Origin of the sequence: Andreesenia angusta (assembly GCF_001855385.1) — a bacterium.
In the GTDB taxonomy this organism is placed as follows: Bacteria; Bacillota; Clostridia; order Tissierellales; family Gottschalkiaceae; genus Andreesenia; species Andreesenia angusta.
Genome location: NZ_MKIE01000014.1, coordinates 22,184 through 42,985 on the forward strand (window position 1 = coordinate 22,184; position 20,802 = coordinate 42,985).

A 20,802-nucleotide genomic window follows, 5' to 3' on the forward strand; every position below is an offset into this window, starting at 1 on the left:
GAATCCACTCATTGACTATCAACCTCTTCTACACAGTTAAGCTCCATATAGGTATGTCTTCCAGCTATGTCTATGACGGCCTCTATTTTTAAGACCCTTCCCTCCCACTCTAAAATCATTGAGGGGTGAATGTCTTTTCTATATCTTACAGTCACTCTGTACTGAAGTTCCGGCCTTATTTTCTTAGCCTCCGTGTATTCACGCCCTCTTATGGGTATTACTTTAGCCCAAACAATTCCTACAGTAGATGGTATTTGTACCTTCTCGCCAGCCTCATTAAATCCATAGCCGTAAAGGTCTATTATCTTTACTCGCTGTCTCAGCTCTCCTGGATTCATAAAATCACATCCTCTTGACTATACCTTAGCTGGTTTATCATAGTATCCAAATTAAGGCTCATTCTTGCAACATGACTTCCGACTTGCTCGAACTGCCTATTTTCGTAAAAATGCGAAATAAGAAGGCATATCGTAGTTTTATAGAGTTCATTTGTGTAGTCTTTTCTGACCCCTGCATTTTCTAGATACTTCTCACTGGACACCTGTAGTCCAGCAAGAAGAGTATCTTCTTCTATTCCATCTATTCTAAGATATGTTTTAATTTCAGGTAGTTCCACTCACTATCAGCTCCTTAAGATACTGTTATTTCTCCATACACATAGGCATCTTTGTCTGCTTGTATTACATCAAACAACTCTATAACTCTTATAAGCGTCTGATTCTTAGCAAATCCAGCATGTTCTGAAGTTGCAAACTCTAGACCTTCCCTTGCTACGAATGTAGCCCCCTCTTTAAGTGCTCCGTAGAATATAGGGGCTTTCTTTGTAGTCGTGCCCGTTGTAGGCAGAAGTGCATTTGAAAAAACCTCTACCGGATATCCCCCAAACATTTTCTGTGTAGGGTTGGTAGGGTTAGGCTGAAGTATAGGTCTTCCAGTGCCATCCAGTGCAGCATCAAGCACATCGAAAGCGTCTTGGTTCGTTACTATCACTATATCTGTTGCAAGTTCTGGATCTAAGTCGATATTTATAGATTTTTTAAGAGCTTTCCAATCAGCTATGGCCTTAGCAGTCTTGTTGGACTGTAGTACTTCGAATATCTTCTTGTTCTCAGTCTTCACAGCTTTTTTATTGAACCAGTTCCCTATATAGCTTATTAATCCGCCAGCCTCATTTTTAAGAAGTACATTGGAAACTGGGAGTAGTCCTCCGTATTCTTTTACGGCATAAGACACAGGCTTGAACTTAGGATCTGTTGCTCCTGGAACATCGCCTCCATCTGTAAAGTTTACAAGCTCGGTTATAGTCGTGGCATCTTCGTACACAAATGATCCTGTCAGCGTGTTTGTAGGATAGTAATTTAAAAGCTCTCTTGCGCTTTTGTAGCTTCTTCTTAGTTCGTTTATTTGTGTATTTATGTCTTGTGGAACTATGAGGTTTTCTTCATTCGTTCCACCAACAACCAGTGCTCTTTCTTCCTCGGAAAGTACCTCTCCTCTAAGTGCTTTGAAGAAAGTTCTTTTTTCATCAACACCTTCCGGCTTAATTGAGCCACTTTCTATGCCTCTTTGAACCTGACTCCTTTCCTCTTCTTCCAAGGAACTCTCAAGTTCAAACTCCTCTCTAAGTTTTTCCACTTCATTGGTTATAGCTCTAGCCTCCTCTACTTTCTTCTCGTTCAAAAGTGATCTAGCTTCTTCCTTTTTTGCATTTATTTCTTCCAAAATCTCTCTCATTCTTTTGTTCATTTTAAGTCCTCCTTTTTATATCTAATGTGCAACGCACTATGCTAGTCTAAGTCTCTGCAAAGCCAGTTCTATATCTTCATTTTTCTTCTGCGCCTTCATAGCTTCTAAGCTTCTACAATCCACCTCTGTCTGTTCATAGGCTGGGAAAGGTGTGGGGGATATCTCTATAAGCTCTATCTCTCTGAGAGTTCTTATTGTTTTCCAGCCATCACCTAGCTTTGTTTCAGCCCATTTATCATCTTTTACCTTGAATCCGAATGAAACTCCATCTATATCTCCACGCTTTACTCCTTCGTAAAGATCATTTGCTACTTGGGTATTCGGTAAATCAAGCTCAAATCTTAGCCCTATGCCATCTTCCTCCAGCTTCAGAGTCCCCGATCTGGTAGAGCCTAGCACAAAGTCTGTATTATGGTTGAACAAAGCTTTCACAGTATTGTTTTCAAGTGAAGTTCTGAATGCCCCTGGACTTATCACTTCTACAAAGGAATCCCCCCACCAGTCTCTAAGCGGAACACTCTCTTCGTTAAATTTAGCAGCATAACCAGTTAGCGACCTTTTTCCAGTATCATCATCACTGCTCCTTGCTTCCATCATCTGGGTCATCACCCTTAGCTCCTTCTCCACTGCTTTTCGGTTCTCTTGGCTCATCATTTTCACCTCCTTTCTTTATTCTCTGATGACCTTCAAGGGTGTCCAGCGTAGTGTAGTTAAGGCTGAAATAATGCTTGTCTCCAAGTTCCCCTATGCTGTTTCTATCCTCTAGCTCTCTGACATCATTTATCGAGAATATTCCCATTCCAATCATTTCTTTATAAAAACTCACCCGTGAGGCGCTGTCTCCTCTAAGAGAGCTTGTCAATATAAACTTCACATAACTGTTGCTCTCTCTTTCAGTGAAAGCCTTATAGTTAATCTCTTCTTCTATCGCTATGCAGTCAGATTGTATTACGTCCAAAATGAACCTCATATTCTGGTGCTCGATGTTGTTGAATGTAGACCTCTCCATATCGTTTAGCAAAAAAGAAGGGACGTTGAATATATTTGCTATCTCAGTGCTTGAAAGTTTTTTGGAGAGTACATATTCTGCATCTTTTAGCGGTAGCGATATGTTTTGCCACTCAATGCCTGCGTCTAGAACAGCTATATCCCCTGTGTTTTGAGTTCCGCCATAAAGCTCTCTCCACTCTTCCTTAACTTTCTTTTTAGCTTCTTTACTCAACTGCGATGGTACCTTAAGAGCTCCTTTTACAAGCGTTCCATTCTTGTAGAAATTGCTCTCGAACTCTTGCTTTGCTCTTATATTTGTTGCGCTTTCTCTGGCCACGGTAAGCGGCGCCTTTCCTTCTTTGCCATCTATCGATATATAGGGCAGATGTATAACTTCTTCCTCAGCATATACGACGTTTTTATTATCTTCGTTTGTCTGTATCCAATACTCTCCGTTCTTTTTTATCAGCTTAGTAACCGACGGATCCAGTGGAATAAGCTCTTCAATAGCTCCGTTTTTTCCGTACACCATCTTGACATAAGCATTTCCCCATAACAGCTGTGATACGACTATATACTTTTTAAATGCAGATGGTGTCTGATATTTATTCGGCCGTCTCGTCAAAAGATAGTCTAGTCGATGCTTTGAGTCTCTCACTCTTCCCTCATTTGTTTTCTTGAAAACATGAACTGGAAGCTTTGCAAGTGCATTAGCTCTTCTCTCTACACAGGCAAATACTACTCCTATGTTCCCAAAAGCTTCTTTGGGAGTTATAGTTTCATTCGCTAACAGTCCCATAGAGCCAAATGTAGTTTCTTCAGTAGTTGCAGTTCTCTTCTCAACTTTAAACCGGTCAAATATACTCCTGATTTTCAATATCTCACCCCCTTATAGTCCCCAGTCATCGCTAAGAATATGCTCATTAAGGTCAAAGCTTGTTCCTCCAAGCATTCCCCTAACATGAGCTGTTATACCGGCTATTACAGGGTCTATCTTTTGAGTTGCTTTGCTTTTATCGAGCTTCACGTTGCCCGCTGGATCTATCTTTACAACAGCATTAGAAAAAGCCCACTTCAGGACTGGATTGTTGAATGTGACTAGCTTTTTCTCCAAAACTAGCTTTTCAACGTCCTTTGTAGGCTCGCTCATTGTTCTATATCCTTGTCGTATCTCTACACACTCAAACCCTTCGTTCATCATTCCATTAGCGAACTGTGTAGCATTCCAAGGGTCAAAGTCTATTTCTTTAATCTTGTATATCTTGGCCTTTTCTGTTATATACGATTGAATCCAGTCGTAGTCTATCACGCTTCCCGGCGTCAAGGTTATGTATCCTTCCCTTGCCCAAGCTCCATAAGTTACTTTGTCTCTTCTTTCTTTCTCTTTCAGGTCCTCTTCTGGCAGAAATGACTGGCTTATCCATGCATATCTGCCATCTGGAAGTGCAAATTCTAGGTTGACGCACGTTAGGTCTGTAGTGGCTGAAAGGTCCACCCCACAGTAACACTCTTTGCCTTCTAAATCGCTTATACTTATGTCCTGGTTTGCCTCTTCGCACTCGTTATATTTGACCATGTTAAGCCACGAAGCTTCTGCATTGACCCATATATTTAAGTGTTTCGCCATGAAGTTAGTTAGTGCAGCTGGTATCTCTTTAGCTTGTTTCGCTTTTTTCTCCAAGTCTTCTTTGAAAACAGATACATCCAGATTTGGATTCGCTTTCTTCCAAGTAGTTATATCGAATGGGTCGTCACCCTCATCTGGTTGCGCTATATATGCAAAGTAGCTTTCATCTTCCACTGCTCCCTTAAGTACCTTCAGCGCATATTCATAGCGCTCATAGCATATTCCATTCGTATTGAATCCAGCTGTAGTCACTATCCATATCAGTGGCTGCTTTCTTGCTCCTGTAGCTGTTACGAGTACATCGTAGACGTCCCTGGTCTTGTGTGCATGAAGCTCGTCTATTATTCCGCCATGTATATTGAGCCCATCAAGGCTATTTGCGTCTGCACTTAATGGCTCAAACTTGCTGTTTGTGCTGGGCATATTCATATTCAACTGAAACATATCTACATGTTTTTTGATATGTGGCGATGATTTCACCATTCGCTTTGCCTCTTCAAATATTATCTTGGCCTGATCTCGTTTTGTAGCTGCCGAATATATTTCAGCTCCTTGCTCTCCATCAATCGTCAAGAGCTCTATTCCAACTCCTGCCGCCTCGGTTGATTTTCCATTCTTACGAGCCACCTGATTATAAGCTTCAAAGAATCTCCTAAGTCCTGTCTTCTTCTCCACCCAGCCAAATACCGAGCCAATCCTAAAGCATTGCCATAGTTCCAACTCTATTACTTCTCCAGCCTTATCTCCTTTAGAGTGTCTAAGAAGCCCAAAGAAATCTATGCTTCTTTCAGACTTTTCAACGTCGAACTTATATGGGTAAGCCCTTGTCTTCGACCTTTTCAAGTCATCCATATGTCTCTGACAAGCTAATTTTACAAGCTCCCCTGCCACCATGTTCCCTGCTAAAACCTCTTTAGCGTACTTCGTAACTCTATCTACCTTAGCCATTTCTACCACCCTTTAAAAACTCTACGAATGGATCTGCCATATCTTCAGGCCGTTCAATATGAAGCTGTGTTCTCCCACTAGGTGTCAGTCCAAATTCCTTTGCAAACTTAGTCATTTGCTCCATAGCTTTGTTGGCTATTCCTACTTCTGGACGCTGTATCACATTACCCTTGTCAGTTATCGTTGTGAATCCATGTGCTCTTATAAGCTTTTCAGCTTCTACCCATCTGTGATAAGACTGACAGTAGGCTCCAAAAGTAGCTACGTCTGCTTCTGTCAGGAGTCCATTCTTAAGCAGCAGTGGGGCAAGCCTCTTCCACTCCTTTTTAGCATAGGTGCTTAGATGGGGGAGTGGTTTCAAGAGCTCTTCTGAAGATTCAAATTCAGGCTCGTTTGTATTTATAGGTCTTTTCCCCGGATTGCCTTGTAGTAGTTTTAAATTTGTAGGCTTTGAAGCAGGTCCTCTTTTCCCCATTTTATCCCTCCTATCAGGCTTACCCCCCCTTGTCAAAACTTGCGACTATTTCTTCATGACTGGGGCGACGGTGTTAGAACTTTTCTTTTAAAAGTTACTTTATTGGGGGGTATATCTATTTATTTTTATGAATCTCATTGTGACATGCCCTACATAGACTCACTAGGTTCTCCATCTCTAGTCTCTTCTCCCAGTCCTCCTTGACCTCGACTATGTGGTGCACTGTGTCTGCTATCGTTATGAGCCCTCTGCCCTTGCACACTTGACATAACCCGTTGTCTATCTGAAGCCTCATAGATCTAGCCTTCTTCCAGCGTGTACTGTTGTAGAAGTCAGTGAACTGTTTGCTGTCTTCATCATTCCGAGTGTACCTATCGTAGAACCTATTCCTATCTGCTCTGTCTCGTTCCTCTTCTGCACTATGGTCCTTGCAATATTTATTTGGATATTCTGCTAGATTTGGACAGCCCATTTTTCTACAAGGCTTTTTACTTCTGGAACTCATATTTTCACCCCCATTTATTCCTTATTTTGTATATCAAATTACACATATCTATAATTCTGTGTCATTCATCAATACCGCCCAAATATATGTTTTCAATATACTTTGGTGATATTTTACTTTTTGTAACTTAACGTATACGCATTATGAGTAATTGCTTTCAAAAATATATAAAAACAAAGCCCATCCTCTAGAAAAATCTAAAGTCTTTATATGCTTTGTTTATATCGTCTTGCACTATCCCAATATAGCGTAGCGTAATGCTTGGAGATGAGTGATTGAATATTGTCTGTAGCAGCGCTACATCTTTTGTCTTCTTGTAGTAATGATATCCGAAAGTCTTTCTCATAGTGTGTGTGCCTAATGTCTCTATTCCAAAAGATCTTCCAAGACCATCTAGTATCTTGTAGGCCATCTCTCTTGATATAGGCTTGTTATATCCAACTCTGCTTTTAACTATATAGTCGTCAGGATCTTTTCCTGTAAAGTATTCCTCTAGCGCCTTCTTCAGTACGCTGTTTATCGGTATACTCTTATGCTTTCCTGTCTTTGTCTCTCTAAGCCTTATCTCGTGCTTCCCTTTGACATCCCTGATTTTAAGCTTAAGTATGTCTGAAATTCTAAGTCCGGTGTATATCCCCATCAAGAATAGGACGTAGTTTCTTTCGTTGCTTGCTTTCAAGTACCTGCACATATTTTCAAGTGTGTCCAAGTCCCTTATTGGTTCAACGTAGTTCATCACTCCACCTCGTTTTATTGCATAAAAAAAGACACCTCTCAGTGCCTTCTCAAAACCTTTCCATACTCTGATTGGTATAGAATCCTTTGTACTTCTTTCCTATGCTACCATACTATCATGTTTTAAAATCAAAAACAGGTACTTTTCAGGTACTTTTCGGGTATCTTTCAGGTACTTTTCAAAAACGACCTCATAAATCCGATTATAAGGCTTTAAATCCAGTCTCCTGTATAACTCTTCTATTCGCCCTTACCATATATCCTGGAGTAGAACGTCTCAAGTATCTTGGTCAGCTCGGCAAGCCCGTCTTTATTCATTTTTTTAAGCCTTTCATAGCCTATATAGTTGTCATTCTTGAACTTTTCATTGAATCCGTATTCTATATCCCTCCAAAACATATTCTCAAGGTATTTGCATTCTACTATGTACCTCTGCTGAGAGTTCAGAGCGTTCATAGCTCCACCTATTTGCTCCACCTCTACCTGCAGCGGATATATCCTCGACAAGTCATCCTTTATCCATTCCTTTAAAGTTGATATCGCCTCCTCCTTGTCGATGACCACCTTCTCTACCATCGAGCCTACAAAAGCTCCTCTAGGCATTCCCGATTCTCTGTTATTCCCTGGCATTATTCCATTAAAGCTTTCCGGGTCTTCTATAGCTTTTTTGTATGCATCCACCCTTGCAAGTGTCGTTTCTATAACCGACTTCTTTCTCTTGAAATCCCTTAGCTCCGCCTCTATTATCTTCTCCATACATACCCTCCTAAACAGCTTAAAGCCCAAGTATCACTTGGACTCGTAAGCTCCTTTATTTTCAGCTTTTCTCGCTTCTTCTAACTCCACCTTTATAAGCTCAGACAGATCTTCTCCCCTGAAGTATCCTTCCACTATTCTTTCAACCGTCTTTCCCACTGCACCCACTCCTAGTAGCCTGTTTTCTGCCTTATATAGTTCTTCTCATGCTTGGCTATATAAGCGTCTATAACTTCTTTTGGACTGAATCCAAGAGACAGTCCTACGCTTAACCAGAAGTGGAGTATATCTGCGTACTCGTCTAGCAGCCTTCCCTTTGGCTCAGGCCCCTTTGTGCTCCAATACTTGAAGCTCCTAGTCGCATTCGCAAGCTCTGAAACTTCAGTATGTAGTGCCAGTAATCTCTCGTTTAAAAGGTCTTCAGGCTTTATCTCTGTGATAAAGTGGTTATTCATAATCTCATTATCCAGCTTTTCTTGCAGTTTAAATAATTCAGCTAATTGCATGTCTTTAGTCTCCTCTCCTTTGTCTTTCAAATATTCCTCTTAGTATACTCTTCCAGCTTGTTTATCCTCTCTATTCCAAGCACCTTTGAGGTCACTGAGCTTGCAATCACAAATCCGTCGTTGGTGACTACAAGCGCACTAATACCCCTATTTTCTGTAACATCTATAAATTTTCCCTGGTCTATGGCATTATTTCTGAGATTCTTGCTGGGGTTACTTCCGTACTTAATTATAGCTGTAACCCTATCTAGTGCAACCAAGTTGTAAAATCCTAAGTTAAGAAACATGATTATCTCCCTCCCAAGCTGCCGATTCTGTCTTCATCTATCTCCATTTCCACAAGCTCCATTATTGCGTAGTTTGCAAGGTCTATCAGCGTGTCTTTTATGCTTTCATCACTGACTAAAGCTTTCTTCCCGGCTTTCAGCGTCTTAAGCCTTTCTAGTTTGTCCGAAAGTCTTATGGATATAGCTTCTGGATATTCGTCCCTTACCTTAGTGAAGCTGTTTCCGTAGTCGCTGTTTTTCTGACTGTATGTGTCGTTAAGCTTGTCGCATATTGCCTTGTGTATAGCTGGCCTGTCGTAGTTCTCGTACATGGCCACATAGTCTCTGATATCCTCAACTGTTATCTCCATTGTCGTTATTCTCACTTTAATTCTCCTTCCTTTTCTCTACTCTTATTCTGAAAAGCCCGGCCAACACTGTGACCGCCATAATCAAAACCAAAATATATAGTCTCTCCATCCTATCCTCCTTTCAGCTATTCTTATTTTCAAGGCCAAGCTTTTACCTGGCCTGTATGCTAAAACGGAACGTCTTCATCATCTATTGAATTGTCAACATGAAATCCTGCCGGAGCTGAATCATCACTCTGCTTGTTACTGCTTCCCCAGTCTATAAACTGGACTCTTTCTGCTACTACATCTGTCGTGTATCTCTTGTTTCCGTCTGCTGCCGTATAGCTTCCTGTCTGAATTCTGCCTTGGATGGCTACGTTTCTGCCCTTTTTCAGGTAGTTGGCGCTGTTCTCACCCATCTTTCCCCACACTACTATATTTATAAAATCTGCCGTAGGCTGGCCTGCACTCTCCATCTCCTGTTTCTTATCTTTCGAAAGCGGCTTATCTACAGCTATAGAAAAATTACATACTGCTGTCCCTCCGTTTGGAAGGTATCTAAGTTCAGGATCCCTACACAATCTGCCTATCAATACCACGCTGTTCATATCTTCATTCCTCCTTATTTATCAAGCCCTATAAATTTCATCAGCTTTGGAACGTAAACCATACCGAATGATCCAGTAGGGCCGTTTCTCTGCTTTTCAAGTATCACATCAGCCAACACATTTCCCTTTGCCTTCATTTCCTCCAAGAAGTCTATGCTATATATGCCTTCGCTTATCATGTCGCCCAGCTCGCTGTTTGTAAGCCTGTGAATGAATATTATATTGTCCGAGTCCTGCTCTATGGCCCCCGACTCTCTAAGGTCTGCAAGCGACGGTCTTTTCCCCTCTGCGTTTCTGTTTAACTGCGAAAGTATGATTATCGGTATCTTGAATTCGAGTGTCATAAGCTTAAGGGCTCTTGTCATGCTCGATACTTCCTGTTCTCTGCTCCCTAGCTTCTCATCCGGCTGTAGCAACTGTAGATAGTCGATTATAACCAGGTCCGGCTTGTGCTTTCTTATCTTGGACCTTATGTGCTGAGGCTTTTTGCTTGTCTTGTCGATTATGAAGTTCTCTGTTGCAAATCTTTGGCCGACATCCATTGTCTTTCTCCAGCCCTCTCCGTCAAGGTTACCTCTCCTCAGATCATTTCCATCCAGTCCGGAGTTGGCCGCTATAATCCTTTGGCAAAGCTGGACGCTGGACATCTCAAGGCTTGTCATCATAACCTTTCGCTTGTTGCTAGCTATATTAAGCCCTATCTGCATGGCTATGGCCGTCTTTCCTACTCCCGGCCTTGCAGCTATAGTCGTAAGCTCTTCCGGATGAAGCCCTGCTGTAGCCACATCCAGTTTTCCTACCCTCGTGTGATAAGACCTGTCATCCTTGTTTTCAGCCCTTTTCTCAAGCACTTCTATAGTGTCTAACATCGCCTCTTTCAGACTCACCACTCCGTCATTCATTACGACCTTGACCTCTTCTATCTCTTGCATGGCGTTGTTCTTTATGGTGTCTATATCAAGCTCCTTGTTCATAGCAAGCTCTTTTATATACTCAGCCTTTTCCAAGAGCCTTCTTCTGCTGGACTTGTCCTTTAGAAGGTTTACCTCGTTTTCTATCCTGGCTGTGGTTGTCACCATGTCTGTGAGTCCGCTTATATTCAATATGCTTAGCCCGCTCTTCTGTGCCAGTTCAAAGTACGAAAAATCCTGTCCTTCGTCTGCCAGGGCTCTTATAGCCTTGAATATCTTCTTGTGACTGTTATCTAGGAAGTCGTCGTCTGAAAGCTCCAGTGAAAACTCTCTTGCTGCTGGGTCTACTACAAAGCTTCCCAGTATGGCTTGTTCCAGTCTCAATACCTCTTGCATCTAAAATCTCCTCCCTGTGTCTCTCCAATTTTCTTTTTCTTGCTTCTGAGCTGCTATGCCCTGAGTGCCGTTTAGATAGTTTTCTCTAGCCACCGCTCCGTCCATGAACTTTTCAAGCCCTCTTCTCACAAACTCTTCTAGTGTCCATTTATGGTTGAAGTAGTATCTGCTGTCTTTGACTATCTGAGAGTAGTTTGCTATAGCCTCTTGAAGCTCGTCTTTTGAGTAATCCTTTAAAGCTCCCTTAGTTGCTGTTTCCATTTTTCCAGTAAGCTTTCTGTGTACCACTATCTTTTGTTCATTCCAGAACTCAAAGATGCTATATATATCTTTCTTAACATTCTTTTCATTCTTGACTGTGGTTTTTTGTTGGTCGTCTGTATGGCTTTTTTCTTGGTCGTCTACTGCGACTTCTTCTGTAATTTCCAAGCTGTCTGACTGGTCATTTTGTTGGTCTTTGTTTTGGCTAGACTGGTGGTTGTTTTTTTGATATTCAGACCAGTTTTTAACAGTAAGTATCGAATACTTATTATTCGATATCTTAGAAATCATACCAGCCTCAACGAACAGGTCTATCCTACTCCTTATCTTACTTTCACTAATATTAAGATCTCTTGACCACTTTTTTCTCCCAAATATCATCTGCCCTGGCAGTAGCTCCACTACTTTTCCATTTAGGACAGTCTGTCTCCCCTCATGTGTAGCGTTCAAAAGTATATGCATCCAGACATGGAGAGTCTCCGAGTCCTTGTATATAAAATGGTCCTTAATCTGTCTATGAACCTTAATCCAACCCTCCATGAAATCACTCCTTTACCTGAATGTAGCCCTGTGATATAATGGGCTTAAGGATATTTTTAACCGTTTGAGTTATTACAGTTCCCGCTGTAGTAGCTCTTTTTTTATGCTTTTTTTCCATGTCGTTTCTCCTATCTGATATATTTTCTTTCCCTGAGCTTTCTGGAAGCCCGTCTCTCCATTTCCTCAATATCTAGACCGTAGACTTCGGTCATTCTTACAAAATGCATATTAAGCGCTGGATAAAGGTCCACTATCTGCTCTTCACAGCTCAGCACCTCTTCCCATTCGTCTTTGCATATGTCTTTCTTGCCCTGTCTGTTTCTAAGCTTCTTTACAAGCCTTTCGCTGGACTCTATGGCCTCCTTAGCCTCTTCTATAAGGCACACAAGGCCTGTAATTATATTCTCGTCAATATTGTTCAAAAGCGGTGTATTCACCAAGCCAGTCCCCTGAATAAAGCTGCACTGAAGCTTCAGCTTGGGGTCTCTTAAAACCTTTATAGCTCTTCTAGCTATATCGTCCGGCATTGTTACTTTCCCGTTTTCATACTTGCTCCATGTAGCTTGGGTAATTCCCACAGTGTATGCCAACTGCTCCTGAGACATTCCTGCTCTTTCCCTTGAAAGCTTTATGAGCTTTGCTGTATCTTTCATATCCATCCTCCTAACCATTCATATTTTGAATAACCTTCAGCTATACATATAAGCCTGATTTAGATATATTTAAAGCAAACCCAATCCTAGTGCAATCCTTCCTGAAAAATGTCCGGACATATACATATTGAATTTCTTTAAATGATTTGCTTTTTAAGCCATATATGCCACTATAGTTCAATCCATAGCAATAAATGAATAATATTGGCATCAGACAGTTAAAAGTTTTTAAGGGCTACGTCTACTTCCCCTAGAAGCTGCTCTATTTCTTTGTGCTGCTTACTCTTTGACTCCAACAAGTAGGTATATGTTTCCACAGTATCTTCCCAGAATTCAATGTTCTCCTCAGAGTCTCTGTCCCTTGCGAATTGGAGTTTGCTTTTTGAATCTTCATATCTGCTCTTCAATTCTTGAACAGCACTATCTATGTCCGCCTTTCTGATAGATAGCTCTAGAAATATTCTCTCAACCTGATTTCTGTTTAACATCTTCATTACCTCCTTCAATAGACACGTCTTATTCCAAAACTGCTTTCAAACTCTTGAGAAAGCTTCTCTTGCTCTGTCATCCAGTTGTCCAAAGACTCCTTTCTGAAAAGCTTTCTTCTTCCGACTGGTGTATGTGGTATCTGTCTTTTTCTGGCTAGTTCAAGAATCGTGTAGTAGCTTATGCCGATATATTCTGCTGCTTCCTTAGCTGTAAAAGTAACTGGCTTCATTTATTTCACCTCCTCTTTTTCAGTTTTCTCCTTCCAGTTAAGGGTATTATTAGACCGGAAGGAGGTGATATTATGAATCAAGCTCTCTTAAGGTTTTCAAACGGAGATAGCTTAGAGTTGCATGAAGGTCAGATGATTACTCCAATCTCAAAGTTTACTGATGAAAATGGAACAAGAGTATCGCAATGTCCTCAATATGAAATATGGTCCCATATTAACGATGGACTTATACCGTCTATTGCTGAATTACTTTGCTCTTGTGATTTCTTTCATCTAACTGACAAAAACAATAAGATTTTCAACTCTTCTGCTGTTGTTACTGTAGAAACCTTTTAGTTAAAGCTTAGAGCGATTTGTTAGTGGCAAATCGTTCTTTTCTTCTTCCAAAATCTCATCTATTTTTTCAAATAGTCTTTCGTATCTAAGCTTTCCAAATGTATAGCTCATACTCTTTTTCAGTAAGTCTAAAGATTTCTCTACATCTCCATAAGTCTTGGACTCTGCCTTTATCTTTTCAAGAATATCTTTCGCTGTATCGTCTAAGGCTCTATCATACTCGTCCAATAGATATTTCAGTCTATCCATTCCCTCACCTCCAGTTTTCTAACTACATTTTGTTGTATTAGCCCCTAAAAAAATATCCGGAAATAGATCTTCAACTTTAACTCTAAAGAAATTTTGAAGTGAAATGGCTAAATACACATTTGGCTTTCTTCTCCCATTTTCCAACCAAGATATAGTCTGTTGAGTAGTTCCAATGCATTCAGCTAATTCAGTCTGACTTAAGCCTCTTTCTTCTCTTAGGCTTATTAGTTTTTCTCTTTTCATATCTTCCCTCCTCTCAACTACACTTTGTTGTTAGGATTAGTATATAATACGTTTTGTTGTATGTCAACCTTGTTTCCATTTTTAATATTCATTTTGTTGTTTATCATTATTATATATATCATTTTGTTGTATAATCTGTTTTAAGGAGTGGTTACTTATGATTGGTGAAAGACTAAAAGAATTAAGGATCGAAAAAGATTTGCTACAAAAAGATCTTGCTGAAAAAATTGGCATAACTCAACAATCAATTAGCTTTTATGAATCTGGTAGGAGAGAGCCTGATAATGAACTCCTAATTAAGTTTGCTAATTTTTTTAATGTTAGCATAGACTACCTTCTAGGTAGAACAGATATTCGTAGTATAGAAGAAGTGCATACCATAGCGGCCCATCACGATGGAGACGAGTATACCGAAGAAGAGTTACAAGAAATTGAGAATTTCAAGAAGTATGTGCTTTCCAAAAGAAAGAAGGACTAGCGCCATGTCCACTATAATATGCTACTGCTCCAATGTAACCGAGCAAGAGATAGTTGACGCTATAGATAATGGAGCTAATAGCCTTTCAGATATAAAGGCCATTACAGGGGCTTGTACTGCGGGAAGGTGCAAGGAGCTCCATCCTAAGGGGACTTGATGTTCTAGGGACATTCTAAAGTTTTTAGAAGAATATAATAAATAGTTTTGATAAGCTACTGATATGAGATATTCATATCAGCTTATTTATATGAATATATGGGAATATACGCTATAAAAGTAATCATTTTAATTTTAAATTTCATTAATTTCAAGGGGGATCATTATGGGAATAAGATTTAGAAAAAGTATAAAAATCGCACCCGGAGTGCGTGCCAACTTTGGAACTAAAAGTGCTGGACTAAGCTTCGGAACTAGGGGAATGAGATACAGTGTGAATTCAAGTGGTCGAAGAACTGCAACGGTCGGAATCCCAGGAACTGGCCTTTCTTACTCTACTTCTTCTTATGGAAAGTCTCGTTCAAAGACATATGCAGATAGACAAGCATTCAAAGAACTTGAACGCCAACAGAAAGCATTAGAAGCTGAGCAGGAGGTGGCAAAGTACAACAACTACATAGAAAGTATTCAGTCTATTCACAAAGAATGTGATGATCAAATTAATTGGGACCATATAAATAACTGCGCCCCTCCTTTTGATTTGAACAGCAAGGGTCCTGCTGAGCTAAAAGCACTGGAGCAAATAAACAACTATAAACCTGGAATCTTTGCTAAGATATTCAAGTCACTAGAGAAGTCTCAAAGAAGTAAGCTTGAAGATAACTTATATACTGCTATGGAAGCTGATCGGGACTCTTTTGAATCTTGGAAAAACCTTAATGAGCTTTCTAGTATGGTTTTAAGGGGGGATCTTGAAGGATACCTCATGGTAATTGACCAGATGGATCCACTAGATGATTTATTAGAGTTTGGAAGTGGATTTGAATTCGGAGCTGTAGATAAGGATACTCTTATAGTAAACTTCGATGTCAAAATGGATTCAGTGGTTCCTACCGAATCAAAGTCTTTAACTCAAACCGGTAGACTTTCTTCTAAAAAAATTGGTAAAACTGCATATTATGAATTAGCTCAAGATTATGTTTGTAGCTGCGCTATCCGAATAGCTAGGGACATGTTTGCTCTGCTCCCCTTAACTACTGTAATAGTCAATGCTCAGGATACTGTACTTGACACTTCAAATGGGTATCACGAAGTTAAAACTATACTGTCTGTAAAGTTCGATAAAGATACTGTTAACTCTTTAAATATGGATTCTATAGATCCTTCTGATTCACTTCAAAACTTTGAGCATAATATGAAGTTCTTAAAAACAAAAGGATTTCAATCTGTAGATGAAGTTTTAATATAAGATTGCTAGTTTTAAATACTTAAAGGGGGATTCCTATGTACGAAAAGTTGCTAATTGAATACGAAGAGGAAGTTGAAGTCATAGAAAGCCCCCTTCCTGGTAAACTAAAGGGACTCTATTCTGATAGCACTATTGTGATAAATAGCAAGCTTACAAGTACTGAAAAAGCCTGTGTAATAGCAGAAGAATTAGGCCATCACTACACCACTGCCGGGAACATACTGGATCAATCGGAAGTCTCCAATAGAAAGCTTGAGAAAACAGCCCGTAACTGGGGATATGAAAAGCTTGTAGGTCTAATAGACTTAGTTAATGCCTATAAATCAGGGGTGAGAAATAGGCATGAGCTGGCGGAGTTTCTGGGGGTTACTGAGGAATTTATAGAAAACGCTCTGAATTACTACAGGGAAAAGCATGGGTTATTTACTACAGTAGATAACTACATAGTATATTTTGAGCCATTGGGGATTTTTGAGAAGTTTTAATCTTGGTATCTATATTTTAAATTTTTTATAATAAAAATTAAGAAAAGGAGAGGCTTGATTTGGGAAATTTTTTAAATAAGTTAAGGTTTATTCCTGGCTACAGAACTAGAACTATGTGGAAAATGATTGTAGCCACTATGTGGTATCTAATAGCCTTATTGGCTGGACTGCCCAATATATTTAACGTAATTGGAAATTTAGTCGTGTCTATGTTTATTGTTTTTCTATATGAATCTATAAAATTCAAAGATAAGAAAAGTTTAAAGTCTTTGGGTATAAGTTTTTTAGTAGTTGCAGTTGTATCATTAGGGTACTCTTCCAATGAAACAGATATTACGAATAAGGCAGCTCAATCTTCAGAAAATAGTAGCTCTAAAGACTCTGAAAAGATTATTATCGATACCAATAAAACAGGGGATGCATATAGAGCTGAAGAAAAAGCAAAATTAGATGCAAAAGTTGCTTTAGAGGCCAAGAAAGCTGAAGAGCAGAATAAAATAAACACTACATTTACTCCTGCTACTATAACAGAAGTAACTGATGGGGATACTGTTAAAGTTTTAGTAAATGGAGAAGTTAGAAAAGTTAGGCTTATAGGTGTAGATACTCCTGAGACTGTTCATCCAAGCAAACCAGTTGAATATTACGGTATGGAGGCTAGTAACTTTACTAAAAATAGTTTGAATGGAAAAACTGTCTATCTTCAAAAAGATATTTCTGATACTGATAAATATGGTCGTTATTTATACTATATTTGGCTAAATCAGCCCACTGAGCTAGAGCCTACAAAAGAGTATACAAAAGAAAATATGTTTAATGCTCAGCTCCTAATTAATGGCTACGCCCAAGTATCTACTTATCCTCCTGATGTGAAGTATAATGAGTGGTTCTTAGAATTCCAACAAGCTCCAAAATCTAATGGAGAGGGCCTTTGGAGTGCCCCTGAAGAGCAGCTTGCACAGGAAAATACTCAATCGAGCACTTCTTCTCCAAGTAGTCAAGAAGTACCGTCTACGCCTACAAACTCCTCTAGTCAAGGATTAATAAAAGGAAACCATAGTAGCTCTGGAGAACTCATATATCATGTGCCTGGTGGGCAGTTCTATGATAGAACTGATGCTGAAGAGTATTTCAATACTGAAGAAGAAGCTCAGGCTGCTGGATATAGAAGGTCTAAAAGATAACTTGCAAGTAATACCAATTCATATATAAAGGGGTTTTGATAAATGAAAAAAAAGCGTTTTATGAAAAAAGCATCAGTATTGGCAGTATCATTTGCACTTTTGACATCATCAGTTGCATTTGGACACAGCGGACGAACTGACAGTTCCGGAGGACACAGAGACAACAAAAATGTAAGTGGACTAGGCTACTATCACTACCACTGCGGAGGCAATCCTGCTCATTTACATCCAAATGGAAGATGCCCTTATAGCGGTAGCTCTACTCCCTCTACTTCTGGTGGAAGTAATGCTACATCTCCTGTAAAAATCTCTGCCAAAGTTCCAAATACTTCGGTTAAAATTGATGGAGTCAATATAAACACTGCAAATGCAAAATATCCTCCACTTCTGTTCAAAGATATAACCTATATTCCTATAACTTTTGATATAGTATATTATCTTGATATAAATTATAACTGGACTGATGCTAGTAATTTGAAGTTTTCTAGAACAATTGGACTTAAGAATACTAAGCAATTTAAACAGATGTTCACGGATGGCTCTTCTTGGAGTGGAATGTCTGCATATGCAACAAAAGTCAATAAGGGCATAATAGTCAACAACTTATGGGTAAATAATACTTATCCAATAATCAATTATAAGAATATAAATTATATACCTCTAACTTACGACTTTGTAACTAATCTAGGTCTTTCATATACCTGGGATCCTGTTAATGGATTTAATTTAATTTCAAAGTAATTCACTATCTGCTTTAATTTTACTGAACTTTATGATAGTATATTCGAAATAAGAATATCAACCATATTGAACCATAAATCAAAAGTTACTAGAGTATATCTAGTGACTTTTATTTTAAATTTAAATCGAACATACGTTCTTGTAGGAGGTATTAAAATGTCAGGTTCTATTGAAAAACGTGGTCCCAATACCTATCGATTAATTGTCTCCGCTGGGTTTGGTCTTAACGGCAAGCGAAAGCGGCACACTAGGACCGTTAAATGCCGAAATAAAACTGAAGCTCAAAAAGAACTTGCTAAATTCATAGTAGAGATTGAAAGTGGTGACGTGTCCAAAACTACAAAATTTTCTTTCGAAGCATTTGCTGATAAGTGGCTATCGGACTATGGAAGCCGTAATTTAGCACCTAAAACTATGTACAACTATCAGAGATATCTAGATACCAAAATAGTGCCTTATATCGGCCATATAGAGCTTTCAAAGCTATCTCCAGCCAATCTTCTTGATCTTTATAACTATCTCCAGGTAGATTATAAGAAAGATGATGGCACTCCCCTATCTATAAATTCTGTGGTCAAGTACCATAGGCTCATAAGCTCTATGCTCAATACAGCTATAGATTGGCAACTTATAAAGTCAAATCCTGCTGAAAAAGTAAAGCCTGGAAAAATGGTTAAGCCTAAGCGAGATTTCTATAATGAAGAAGAGCTAAGTACACTCTTAGACGCTCTTTCTGAAGCGCCCCTCAAGTACAGAGTCGCTATACTTGTCACTATAGCAACTGGCCTTAGGCTTGGAGAGCTTATGGGCTTGAAGTGGGATAACGTTGATTTTGAAAGCTGTACAGTCACAGTCGAAAGAGCGAGTCAATATCTCCCTACAAAAGGTACTTTCGAAAAAGATCCAAAAAACGAGACTTCTAGGCGGACCATATCTGTCCCACAGAGCATCATTCAACTCGTAAAGGAGTACAGGGTCAGTGAGGTTGAAAAGAAGCTGTCCTGTGGCAGTCAATGGATTGATTCCGACTTCATGTTCACTCAGTGGAACGGTAGTCCTATGCATCCAGATACACCTTCTAAATGGTTCAATAAATTCTTGAAAGAAAATGGTCTTAAGAAGATTACATTCCATCAATTAAGACATACGTCAGCTACCATCTTAATAAATGCCGGAATAAATATAAGGGCCCTATCTGCTAGACTGGGACATAGTAATACTTCTACTACTCTGAATATATATTCCCATGCTCTTCAGTCTATGGATCAGATAGCTGCGGATAAAATAGAGTCTATAATGTTCAACGATGTTGACGACCTTGAGGAAAAGAATAGAGTAAAATAATTTTAATCAAAAACTGTCCCCAGTATTGTCCCCAAACTGTGAAAAAGCATAAAAAAACAGCTAGCTACAATCTCTTGTAACTAGCTGTTTTTCAACGTTTATGTATGGTGCACCCAGGAGGACTTGAACCCCCAACCTTCTGGTTCGTAGCCAGACACTCTATCCAGTTGAGCTATAGGTGCTTTTATGGAGGTGACACCCAGATTTGAACTGGGGAGTAAAGGTTTTGCAGACCTCTGCCTTACCACTTGGCTATGCCACCTTGTATTTTTGTCTTATTTGGCTGGGGTAGCAGGATTTGAACCTACGCATGTCAGAGTCAAAGTCTGATGCCTTACCGCTTGGCGATACCCCAATGACTGTTGAAATGGGGTGGATGATGGGATTCGAACCCACGACCTCCAGAGCCACAATCTGGCGCGCTAACCAACTGTGCCACACCCACCATATTATATATTATAAAACTAATTGGAGCGGGTGAAGGGAATCGAACCCTCGCAACTGGCTTGGAAGGCCAGGGCTCTACCACTGAGCTACACCCGCGAGTATTTTTGAAACTTTTGGAGCGGAAGACGAGATTCGAACTCGCGACCCTCGCCTTGGCAAGGCGATGCTCTACCACTGAGCCACTCCCGCATTTTTTTGGTGGATGGGACTGGATTCGAACCAGTGAAAGCGTAGCTAACGGATTTACAGTCCGTCCCCTTTGGCCAACTCGGGAACCCATCCTCTTTTGGAGCTGGTGAGAGGACTTGAACCCCCAACCTACTGATTACAAGTCAGTTGCGCTACCGTTGCGCCACACCAGCATGTTCTTTTCATTTGTTTTATTGTTTTTTGGCGACCTGGAAGGGACTCGAACCCTCGACCTCCAGCGTGACAGGCTGGCATTCTAACCAACTGAACTACCAGGCCGCGTTTTTTGTTTAAGGAAACTCGACTCACTTCGTTCCCTGAGTAAGTGACTATCTCGAAATCGAAGATTTCGGATATCTACTTAAGTGGTGGTCGCAGTAGGGCTCGAACCTACGACCCCCTGCTTGTAAGGCAGATGCTCTCCCAGCTGAGCTATGCGACCACTTTTGGTGACTCTACCGGGAATCGAACCCGGGTTACCGCCGTGAAAGGGCGGTGTCTTGACCGCTTGACCATAGAGCCTTATTCTGTTTTTTGAAAAATTGGTAGCGGTGAACGGATTTGAACCGCTGACACTACGGGTATGAACCGTATGCTCTAGCCAACTGAGCTACACCGCCATGTTTGTTTTTTGGTTGCGGGAGCCGGATTTGAACCGACGACCTTCGGGTTATGAGCCCGACGAGCTACCGCTGCTCCATCCCGCG

30 protein-coding genes and 13 tRNA genes are annotated in these 20,802 nt (G+C 40.1%); 8 read left to right on the plus strand and 35 right to left on the minus strand.

Annotated features, from left to right (window positions below):
- Nucleotides 1-8: 8 nt before the first annotated feature.
- From EUAN_RS11010 to EUAN_RS11100, 20 genes are all read right to left on the minus strand, one after another.
- Nucleotides 9-338, minus strand: a complete 330-nt coding sequence (locus tag EUAN_RS11010; RefSeq protein WP_071064483.1) for a phage head closure protein — start codon at nucleotides 336-338, stop codon at nucleotides 9-11.
- Nucleotides 335-616 (minus strand): head-tail connector protein, encoded by a 282-nt coding sequence (locus EUAN_RS11015; RefSeq protein WP_071064484.1) that lies wholly within the window; start codon nucleotides 614-616, stop codon nucleotides 335-337. Before EUAN_RS11015 ends, EUAN_RS11010 begins: the two co-directional genes overlap by 4 nt.
- Nucleotides 617-630: 14 nt before the next feature.
- Nucleotides 631-1,746 (minus strand): phage major capsid protein, encoded by a 1,116-nt coding sequence (locus EUAN_RS11020; RefSeq protein ID WP_071064486.1) that lies wholly within the window; start codon nucleotides 1,744-1,746, stop codon nucleotides 631-633.
- Between the two features lie 36 nt (nucleotides 1,747-1,782).
- A complete protein-coding gene (locus tag EUAN_RS11025; protein ID WP_071064488.1) occupies nucleotides 1,783-2,397 on the minus strand; it encodes an HK97 family phage prohead protease in 615 nt (204 codons plus the stop codon).
- On the minus strand, nucleotides 2,321-3,613 hold the full coding sequence (locus tag EUAN_RS11030; RefSeq protein WP_071064490.1) for a phage portal protein: 1,293 nt from the start codon (nucleotides 3,611-3,613) through the stop codon (nucleotides 2,321-2,323). The genes EUAN_RS11025 and EUAN_RS11030 overlap by 77 nt, the downstream gene beginning before the upstream one ends.
- 12 nt (nucleotides 3,614-3,625) lie before the next feature.
- Nucleotides 3,626-5,311 (minus strand): terminase large subunit, encoded by a 1,686-nt coding sequence (locus EUAN_RS11035; RefSeq protein WP_071064491.1) that lies wholly within the window; start codon nucleotides 5,309-5,311, stop codon nucleotides 3,626-3,628.
- On the minus strand, nucleotides 5,304-5,786 hold the full coding sequence (locus EUAN_RS11040; RefSeq protein ID WP_071064493.1) for a phage terminase small subunit P27 family: 483 nt from the start codon (nucleotides 5,784-5,786) through the stop codon (nucleotides 5,304-5,306). The genes EUAN_RS11035 and EUAN_RS11040 overlap by 8 nt, the downstream gene beginning before the upstream one ends.
- 115 nt (nucleotides 5,787-5,901) lie before the next feature.
- Nucleotides 5,902-6,291, minus strand: a complete 390-nt coding sequence (locus EUAN_RS11045; protein WP_071064495.1) for an HNH endonuclease — start codon at nucleotides 6,289-6,291, stop codon at nucleotides 5,902-5,904.
- A 187-nt stretch (nucleotides 6,292-6,478) separates the two neighbouring features.
- Complete coding sequence (locus tag EUAN_RS11050; protein ID WP_071064497.1) at nucleotides 6,479-7,027, minus strand: site-specific integrase; 549 nt, start codon at nucleotides 7,025-7,027, stop codon at nucleotides 6,479-6,481.
- Nucleotides 7,028-7,266: 239 nt separating this feature from the next.
- Nucleotides 7,267-7,782 carry a hypothetical protein gene (locus tag EUAN_RS11055; protein ID WP_071064499.1) on the minus strand — a complete coding sequence of 172 codons (516 nt, stop codon included), beginning with the start codon at nucleotides 7,780-7,782 and terminating at the stop codon, nucleotides 7,267-7,269.
- Between the two features lie 33 nt (nucleotides 7,783-7,815).
- Entirely contained in the window at nucleotides 7,816-7,941 is a 126-nt protein-coding gene (locus tag EUAN_RS12985) for a hypothetical protein (RefSeq protein WP_281182098.1), read from the minus strand.
- Between the two features lie 11 nt (nucleotides 7,942-7,952).
- Nucleotides 7,953-8,318, minus strand: coding sequence for a dUTPase (locus tag EUAN_RS11060; RefSeq protein ID WP_211266359.1), 366 nt, complete (start codon nucleotides 8,316-8,318; stop codon nucleotides 7,953-7,955).
- On the minus strand, nucleotides 8,315-8,575 hold the full coding sequence (locus tag EUAN_RS11065; protein WP_071064501.1) for a DUF370 domain-containing protein: 261 nt from the start codon (nucleotides 8,573-8,575) through the stop codon (nucleotides 8,315-8,317). Before EUAN_RS11065 ends, EUAN_RS11060 begins: the two co-directional genes overlap by 4 nt.
- 2 nt (nucleotides 8,576-8,577) lie before the next feature.
- Nucleotides 8,578-8,940: a nucleotide modification associated domain-containing protein gene (locus EUAN_RS11070; RefSeq protein WP_211266360.1), complete on the minus strand. Its 363-nt coding sequence runs from the start codon at nucleotides 8,938-8,940 to the stop codon at nucleotides 8,578-8,580.
- A 152-nt stretch (nucleotides 8,941-9,092) separates the two neighbouring features.
- Complete coding sequence (locus EUAN_RS11075) at nucleotides 9,093-9,515, minus strand: single-stranded DNA-binding protein (RefSeq protein ID WP_071064503.1); 423 nt, start codon at nucleotides 9,513-9,515, stop codon at nucleotides 9,093-9,095.
- A 14-nt stretch (nucleotides 9,516-9,529) separates the two neighbouring features.
- Nucleotides 9,530-10,822, minus strand: a complete 1,293-nt coding sequence (locus tag EUAN_RS11080; RefSeq protein ID WP_071064505.1) for a replicative DNA helicase — start codon at nucleotides 10,820-10,822, stop codon at nucleotides 9,530-9,532.
- Nucleotides 10,823-11,623, minus strand: a complete 801-nt coding sequence (locus EUAN_RS11085) for a hypothetical protein (RefSeq protein WP_071064507.1) — start codon at nucleotides 11,621-11,623, stop codon at nucleotides 10,823-10,825.
- Between the two features lie 128 nt (nucleotides 11,624-11,751).
- Nucleotides 11,752-12,276, minus strand: a complete 525-nt coding sequence (locus EUAN_RS11090) for a helix-turn-helix domain-containing protein (protein ID WP_071064509.1) — start codon at nucleotides 12,274-12,276, stop codon at nucleotides 11,752-11,754.
- A gap of 218 nt (nucleotides 12,277-12,494) precedes the next feature.
- Nucleotides 12,495-12,764, minus strand: coding sequence for a hypothetical protein (locus EUAN_RS11095; protein ID WP_071064511.1), 270 nt, complete (start codon nucleotides 12,762-12,764; stop codon nucleotides 12,495-12,497).
- A 14-nt stretch (nucleotides 12,765-12,778) separates the two neighbouring features.
- On the minus strand, nucleotides 12,779-12,994 hold the full coding sequence (locus EUAN_RS11100) for a helix-turn-helix domain-containing protein (protein ID WP_071064513.1): 216 nt from the start codon (nucleotides 12,992-12,994) through the stop codon (nucleotides 12,779-12,781).
- 72 nt (nucleotides 12,995-13,066) lie between these two features.
- On the opposite strand from EUAN_RS11100, the gene EUAN_RS11105 reads away from it, so the two are divergent.
- A complete protein-coding gene (locus EUAN_RS11105) occupies nucleotides 13,067-13,330 on the plus strand; it encodes a hypothetical protein (protein ID WP_071064515.1) in 264 nt (87 codons plus the stop codon).
- Here EUAN_RS11105 and EUAN_RS11110 read toward each other — a convergent pair whose 3' ends face one another.
- Entirely contained in the window at nucleotides 13,331-13,579 is a 249-nt protein-coding gene (locus EUAN_RS11110) for a hypothetical protein (protein ID WP_071064516.1), read from the minus strand.
- Nucleotides 13,580-13,597: 18 nt separating this feature from the next.
- Nucleotides 13,598-13,822: a helix-turn-helix transcriptional regulator gene (locus tag EUAN_RS11115; protein WP_071064518.1), complete on the minus strand. Its 225-nt coding sequence runs from the start codon at nucleotides 13,820-13,822 to the stop codon at nucleotides 13,598-13,600.
- A gap of 157 nt (nucleotides 13,823-13,979) precedes the next feature.
- Between EUAN_RS11115 and EUAN_RS11120 the strand changes: the two genes are divergently transcribed.
- The 7 genes from EUAN_RS11120 (at nucleotide 13,980) to EUAN_RS11145 (ending at nucleotide 19,459) form a co-directional block, all read left to right on the plus strand.
- Nucleotides 13,980-14,300, plus strand: coding sequence for a helix-turn-helix domain-containing protein (locus EUAN_RS11120; RefSeq protein WP_071064520.1), 321 nt, complete (start codon nucleotides 13,980-13,982; stop codon nucleotides 14,298-14,300).
- Between the two features lie 4 nt (nucleotides 14,301-14,304).
- Nucleotides 14,305-14,457 carry a (2Fe-2S)-binding protein gene (locus EUAN_RS12365; RefSeq protein ID WP_084655913.1) on the plus strand — a complete coding sequence of 51 codons (153 nt, stop codon included), beginning with the start codon at nucleotides 14,305-14,307 and terminating at the stop codon, nucleotides 14,455-14,457.
- A gap of 165 nt (nucleotides 14,458-14,622) precedes the next feature.
- Nucleotides 14,623-15,705, plus strand: a complete 1,083-nt coding sequence (locus EUAN_RS11125) for a DUF4236 domain-containing protein (RefSeq protein ID WP_071064522.1) — start codon at nucleotides 14,623-14,625, stop codon at nucleotides 15,703-15,705.
- 35 nt (nucleotides 15,706-15,740) lie between these two features.
- Nucleotides 15,741-16,190, plus strand: coding sequence for an ImmA/IrrE family metallo-endopeptidase (locus EUAN_RS11130; protein WP_071064524.1), 450 nt, complete (start codon nucleotides 15,741-15,743; stop codon nucleotides 16,188-16,190).
- Between the two features lie 59 nt (nucleotides 16,191-16,249).
- Nucleotides 16,250-17,374 (plus strand): thermonuclease family protein, encoded by a 1,125-nt coding sequence (locus tag EUAN_RS11135; RefSeq protein WP_071064526.1) that lies wholly within the window; start codon nucleotides 16,250-16,252, stop codon nucleotides 17,372-17,374.
- A gap of 42 nt (nucleotides 17,375-17,416) precedes the next feature.
- Complete coding sequence (locus tag EUAN_RS12825; protein ID WP_071064529.1) at nucleotides 17,417-18,115, plus strand: YHYH domain-containing protein; 699 nt, start codon at nucleotides 17,417-17,419, stop codon at nucleotides 18,113-18,115.
- Nucleotides 18,116-18,271: 156 nt separating this feature from the next.
- Entirely contained in the window at nucleotides 18,272-19,459 is a 1,188-nt protein-coding gene (locus EUAN_RS11145) for a site-specific integrase (protein WP_071064531.1), read from the plus strand.
- A 105-nt stretch (nucleotides 19,460-19,564) separates the two neighbouring features.
- Here the strand turns inward: EUAN_RS11145 and EUAN_RS11150 are convergent.
- From EUAN_RS11150 to EUAN_RS11210, 13 genes are all read right to left on the minus strand, one after another.
- Nucleotides 19,565-19,641: transfer RNA gene (locus tag EUAN_RS11150), tRNA-Arg, on the minus strand.
- Nucleotides 19,642-19,646: 5 nt separating this feature from the next.
- Nucleotides 19,647-19,721: transfer RNA gene (locus EUAN_RS11155), tRNA-Cys, on the minus strand.
- 18 nt (nucleotides 19,722-19,739) lie between these two features.
- A tRNA-Gln gene (locus tag EUAN_RS11160) sits at nucleotides 19,740-19,814 on the minus strand.
- Nucleotides 19,815-19,827: 13 nt separating this feature from the next.
- Nucleotides 19,828-19,904, minus strand: a tRNA-His gene (locus EUAN_RS11165).
- Nucleotides 19,905-19,928: 24 nt separating this feature from the next.
- A tRNA-Gly gene (locus EUAN_RS11170) sits at nucleotides 19,929-20,002 on the minus strand.
- Between the two features lie 18 nt (nucleotides 20,003-20,020).
- Nucleotides 20,021-20,095 (minus strand) — tRNA-Gly (locus EUAN_RS11175).
- Between the two features lie 7 nt (nucleotides 20,096-20,102).
- Nucleotides 20,103-20,188: transfer RNA gene (locus EUAN_RS11180), tRNA-Tyr, on the minus strand.
- Nucleotides 20,189-20,193: 5 nt separating this feature from the next.
- Nucleotides 20,194-20,268, minus strand: a tRNA-Thr gene (locus tag EUAN_RS11185).
- A gap of 29 nt (nucleotides 20,269-20,297) precedes the next feature.
- Nucleotides 20,298-20,374: transfer RNA gene (locus EUAN_RS11190), tRNA-Asp, on the minus strand.
- Nucleotides 20,375-20,461: 87 nt separating this feature from the next.
- A tRNA-Val gene (locus tag EUAN_RS11195) sits at nucleotides 20,462-20,537 on the minus strand.
- Between the two features lie 5 nt (nucleotides 20,538-20,542).
- A tRNA-Glu gene (locus EUAN_RS11200) sits at nucleotides 20,543-20,617 on the minus strand.
- 21 nt (nucleotides 20,618-20,638) lie between these two features.
- A tRNA-Met gene (locus tag EUAN_RS11205) sits at nucleotides 20,639-20,715 on the minus strand.
- Between the two features lie 12 nt (nucleotides 20,716-20,727).
- Nucleotides 20,728-20,802, minus strand: a tRNA-Met gene (locus tag EUAN_RS11210).

Excerpts from the sequence above, each read along its gene's own strand:
- EUAN_RS11010 (WP_071064483.1), bottom strand. The coding sequence starts at position 338 with ATGAATCCAGGAGAGCTGAGACAGCGAGTAAAGATAATAGACCTTTAC.
- EUAN_RS11020 (WP_071064486.1), bottom strand. The coding sequence starts at position 1,746 with ATGAACAAAAGAATGAGAGAGATTTTGGAAGAAATAAATGCAAAAAAG.
- EUAN_RS11025 (WP_071064488.1), bottom strand. The coding sequence starts at position 2,397 with ATGAGCCAAGAGAACCGAAAAGCAGTGGAGAAGGAGCTAAGGGTGATG.
- EUAN_RS11035 (WP_071064491.1), bottom strand. The coding sequence starts at position 5,311 with ATGGCTAAGGTAGATAGAGTTACGAAGTACGCTAAAGAGGTTTTAGCA.
- EUAN_RS11040 (WP_071064493.1), bottom strand. The coding sequence starts at position 5,786 with ATGGGGAAAAGAGGACCTGCTTCAAAGCCTACAAATTTAAAACTACTA.
- EUAN_RS11045 (WP_071064495.1), bottom strand. The coding sequence starts at position 6,291 with ATGAGTTCCAGAAGTAAAAAGCCTTGTAGAAAAATGGGCTGTCCAAAT.
- EUAN_RS11050 (WP_071064497.1), bottom strand. The coding sequence starts at position 7,027 with ATGAACTACGTTGAACCAATAAGGGACTTGGACACACTTGAAAATATG.
- EUAN_RS11055 (WP_071064499.1), bottom strand. The coding sequence starts at position 7,782 with ATGGAGAAGATAATAGAGGCGGAGCTAAGGGATTTCAAGAGAAAGAAG.
- EUAN_RS11065 (WP_071064501.1), bottom strand. The coding sequence starts at position 8,575 with ATGTTTCTTAACTTAGGATTTTACAACTTGGTTGCACTAGATAGGGTT.
- EUAN_RS11075 (WP_071064503.1), bottom strand. The coding sequence starts at position 9,515 with ATGAACAGCGTGGTATTGATAGGCAGATTGTGTAGGGATCCTGAACTT.
- EUAN_RS11080 (WP_071064505.1), bottom strand. The coding sequence starts at position 10,822 with ATGCAAGAGGTATTGAGACTGGAACAAGCCATACTGGGAAGCTTTGTA.
- EUAN_RS11085 (WP_071064507.1), bottom strand. The coding sequence starts at position 11,623 with ATGGAGGGTTGGATTAAGGTTCATAGACAGATTAAGGACCATTTTATA.
- EUAN_RS11090 (WP_071064509.1), bottom strand. The coding sequence starts at position 12,276 with ATGAAAGATACAGCAAAGCTCATAAAGCTTTCAAGGGAAAGAGCAGGA.
- EUAN_RS11095 (WP_071064511.1), bottom strand. The coding sequence starts at position 12,764 with ATGTTAAACAGAAATCAGGTTGAGAGAATATTTCTAGAGCTATCTATC.
- EUAN_RS11100 (WP_071064513.1), bottom strand. The coding sequence starts at position 12,994 with ATGAAGCCAGTTACTTTTACAGCTAAGGAAGCAGCAGAATATATCGGC.
- EUAN_RS11105 (WP_071064515.1), top strand. The coding sequence starts at position 13,067 with ATGAATCAAGCTCTCTTAAGGTTTTCAAACGGAGATAGCTTAGAGTTG.
- EUAN_RS11110 (WP_071064516.1), bottom strand. The coding sequence starts at position 13,579 with ATGGATAGACTGAAATATCTATTGGACGAGTATGATAGAGCCTTAGAC.
- EUAN_RS11115 (WP_071064518.1), bottom strand. The coding sequence starts at position 13,822 with ATGAAAAGAGAAAAACTAATAAGCCTAAGAGAAGAAAGAGGCTTAAGT.
- EUAN_RS11120 (WP_071064520.1), top strand. The coding sequence starts at position 13,980 with ATGATTGGTGAAAGACTAAAAGAATTAAGGATCGAAAAAGATTTGCTA.
- EUAN_RS12365 (WP_084655913.1), top strand. The coding sequence starts at position 14,305 with ATGTCCACTATAATATGCTACTGCTCCAATGTAACCGAGCAAGAGATA.
- EUAN_RS11125 (WP_071064522.1), top strand. The coding sequence starts at position 14,623 with ATGGGAATAAGATTTAGAAAAAGTATAAAAATCGCACCCGGAGTGCGT.
- EUAN_RS11130 (WP_071064524.1), top strand. The coding sequence starts at position 15,741 with ATGTACGAAAAGTTGCTAATTGAATACGAAGAGGAAGTTGAAGTCATA.
- EUAN_RS12825 (WP_071064529.1), top strand. The coding sequence starts at position 17,417 with ATGAAAAAAAAGCGTTTTATGAAAAAAGCATCAGTATTGGCAGTATCA.
- EUAN_RS11145 (WP_071064531.1), top strand. The coding sequence starts at position 18,272 with ATGTCAGGTTCTATTGAAAAACGTGGTCCCAATACCTATCGATTAATT.